The sequence below is a fragment of the Oliverpabstia intestinalis genome, assembly GCF_009696065.1.
In the GTDB taxonomy this organism is placed as follows: Bacteria; Bacillota; Clostridia; order Lachnospirales; family Lachnospiraceae; genus Oliverpabstia; species Oliverpabstia intestinalis.
Genome location: NZ_VUMS01000068.1, coordinates 1 through 3,084 on the forward strand (window position 1 = coordinate 1; position 3,084 = coordinate 3,084).

Consider the following 3,084-nt stretch of genomic DNA (forward strand, 5'->3'; position numbering starts at 1 on the left):
TGTTATTGACCTCTTAAAATAGCGTAATAATGATTAGCTTGCGTGTCTCTGGATTGTTCTGTATACTGTCATCAGTTTACAGAAAGAAAAAAGTCTCAGAGCACCTTCCCTGGAAAGTCGTGTACTCTGAGACCTGGTCGCTAAAACCATGGTTATTATATCAGACTATACGTTAACCCTCAAGGGGAATTCAGGTGTTTTTTGTTGAGAGCAGTGTGACCAGCCATATATGTCCCAGATGTCAGGGGATTCTTGCCTACCGGGATTCACGCGTACGTATCCGAAGGAAAGAAGGCGGACGTAAGGAGCGTCTGATGATACGACGTTTCAGATGTAAAAACTGCCATTCCTATCATAATGAACTTCCGGATTGCCTCTCCCCGTATAAGCATTATGAAACTGAGGTTATATCAGGAGTTCTTGATGGAGTTGTCACTCCTGAAGATGCTGATTCCGAGGACTATCCGTCCATGCAGACCATGCAGCGCTGGCTCCTGTGGTTGCAGGTCAATCTGACCAACATAGAAGGCTACCTTAGAAGTGCCGGCTACAGTATCTTCAGACTTGGGGAAGGAGTCCTCTTCTCCAAAGGTTCACTGCTCGAAGCTATACGAAAAAAATATCAAAGCTGGCTGGAGATCATTCTCCGCCTGATCTATAACAGCGGGGGATTCCTGGTGCCGATCCCCTGGTAGCACTGTGCACCTACTTTGGTTCGTCTGTCACCGGCTGCTTCTGTATAGTGGTCTCAAAGGAGGTCGCTATACTATGAATACAAGCAAAAATCTTATGAAACAACAGTGGCAGGAACAGGAAGCACTCAAACGCTTTCAGCTTATATCTCCCCTTCTCAGGGAAGATATGGATGACGCAAAACGTCTGCAGCTGCGCAGGCAGATTGCACAGGAGAATAACATCTCCGTCCGCTCTCTTTATCGTTACGAGAAAGCATATGCAGAAAGCCAGTTCTCTGGACTCAAACCGGCAGACCGGCAAAAACACAGATCCCAGAGACTTCCGGACAATTTCGATTTTCTTCTGGAACAGGCAATCCAGCTCAGGAAAGAGGTCCCGGAACGGTCTGTTGCACAGATCATCTTCATTCTGGAAGCAGAAGGCTTTGTAGCACCGGGGGTATTAAAACGCCCAACCCTGGAAAGACATCTTTATAAAGCAGGGTTTGGCCGTGAACATATGCAGATGTACAGAGAAGCCCGTGAGAGTTCATCGAAACGCTTCTGCAAACCACACCGCATGATGCTGATCCAGGGAGATATCAAGTATGGTCCCAAACTTCCTATTGGAAAAAACGGTGCCAAAGTACAGACCTATCTGTCCTCGGCTATTGATGACCATTCCAGACGGCTGCTATTCTCCCGGTTCTATGATAATCAGGAAGAAGCGATCATCGAGGATACCTTTCACCAGGCGATCCTGCGTCACGGAACTTTTGATGCCTGTTACTTTGATAACGGATCACAGTATATCGCAAAGCAAATCCGTTTTTCCCTTTCCAAACTCGGCATCCGTGTCATTCATGCAAAGCCGAGAAGCGGAAAAAGCAAAGGCAAGATCGAAAAGTTCCACCAGGTCGTGGATGATTTTATCCGCGAATCGAAGCTGAAGGGTATCAAAAGCCTGGATGAATTAAACCGTCTCTGGGAGATCTTCGCAGACGAGTATTATCACAAGAAATCTCATGAAGGGATCAGTGAGTACTATGAAAGTCTTGGAGCTGCGGTCCCGGAAGAAGGGATCACACCTCTTCAGGAATGGAACCGCGACAGCCGCCCGCTCACTTTCCTGGATGTTTCAGTCGTAGCGGAAGCTTTCCTTCATCACGAAGAACGCAAAGTTGACAAAGGCGGATGTATCAGTTTCCGCGGAATAAAATACGAGACAAAACCATCACTGATTGGGCATAAAGTTGAAATTTCTTATGACCCTGCCGCGCCTGAAACGATCACGGTTTCTTATCCAGGCTATGAACCTTTTACAGCACAGCCTATAAAAATCAGCTCATACTGTGACAAACGTCCCGTATTACCGGCATCCATGCAGGAACAGAAACCGAGCACATCCCGTTTTCTTGATGCTTTAGAAAACCGCCATGCACAGACACAGCGTCAGATGGCTGACGCGATTTCATTTGCATCCTATCGGAAGGAGGCGAATGACAATGTATGAGGCATTCTTCGGTATGGAACACACACCCTTTGTCCGTGATGTTCCGCCTGAAAAGCTGTATGAATCATCTGCTTTTCGCGAGACATTAGGGCGTTTATCCTATGTGGCAGACCGCCAGATGTTTGCGGTTGTAACCGCTGATTCCGGATGTGGGAAATCAACGCTGATCCGCCGGTTTTACTCAGAGCTTCCTAAAGAGGATTACATCGTTCTTTATCTTTCAGACTCAAAGCTGACTCCAAGATGGTTTTATAAGGGGCTGCTGGATCAGCTCGGTCTGGAATCAAGGTTTTATCGGGGAGATTCCAAACGCCAGCTACAGCAGGAAATTGAAATCATCCGTGGAGTACAGCACAAGAAAGTTGTCTGTATCCTTGATGAAGCTCATCTATTGGAAAAAGAAACGCTGGAAGAATTCCGATTTCTTTTGAATTACAAATTTGATTCTGTCAGTCCCATGGCAGTAGTCCTTGTCGGGCAGACAGAACTTTGGGAAAACAAACTGAAGTTACAGCGTTACGCTGCTATTCGCCAGAGAATCGATATGTATTGTACGCTTCCACATCTGGACAGATCGGAAACAGAACAGTACATCGGAAGTCATATGGCGTATTCTGGATGTTCTCAGGAGGTTTTTACTGAAAAAGCAGTGGATGAGATCCACAAGGCATCTGCCGGAATTCCCCGTATGATCAACCGGATCTGCGAAAAGGCACTGATGTATGCCTTCCAACAGCAGAGACGTCTGGTCGATGACTATATGATCAAGTTTGTAGTAGAGCATGAAATGCTCACGGTCACAACTAAGTAAAAGTCAGCCGCCCGTTTTCGGGCGGCGAATCCACCATTATCTATGACAGGCAGTTAAGCAATCTGATGACAATTCGTGTGAGCAGT

At 46.6% G+C, this 3,084-nt stretch carries 3 protein-coding genes; all 3 read left to right on the forward strand.

Annotated elements, in window-relative coordinates:
* Positions 1 to 194 precede the first annotated feature (194 nt).
* The 3 genes from FYJ57_RS15195 to FYJ57_RS14865 all read left to right on the forward strand — a co-directional run bounded on the left by FYJ57_RS15195 (position 195) and on the right by FYJ57_RS14865 (position 2,998).
* A complete protein-coding gene (locus FYJ57_RS15195; protein WP_197702350.1) occupies positions 195 to 695 on the forward strand; it encodes a DUF6431 domain-containing protein in 501 nt (166 codons plus the stop codon).
* A gap of 73 nt (positions 696 to 768) precedes the next feature.
* A complete protein-coding gene (locus FYJ57_RS14860) occupies positions 769 to 2,187 on the forward strand; it encodes a Mu transposase C-terminal domain-containing protein (RefSeq protein ID WP_154433258.1) in 1,419 nt (472 codons plus the stop codon).
* Complete coding sequence (locus tag FYJ57_RS14865) at positions 2,174 to 2,998, forward strand: ExeA family protein (protein ID WP_330578382.1); 825 nt, start codon at positions 2,174 to 2,176, stop codon at positions 2,996 to 2,998. The genes FYJ57_RS14860 and FYJ57_RS14865 overlap by 14 nt, the downstream gene beginning before the upstream one ends.
* Positions 2,999 to 3,084: the final 86 nt, after the last annotated feature.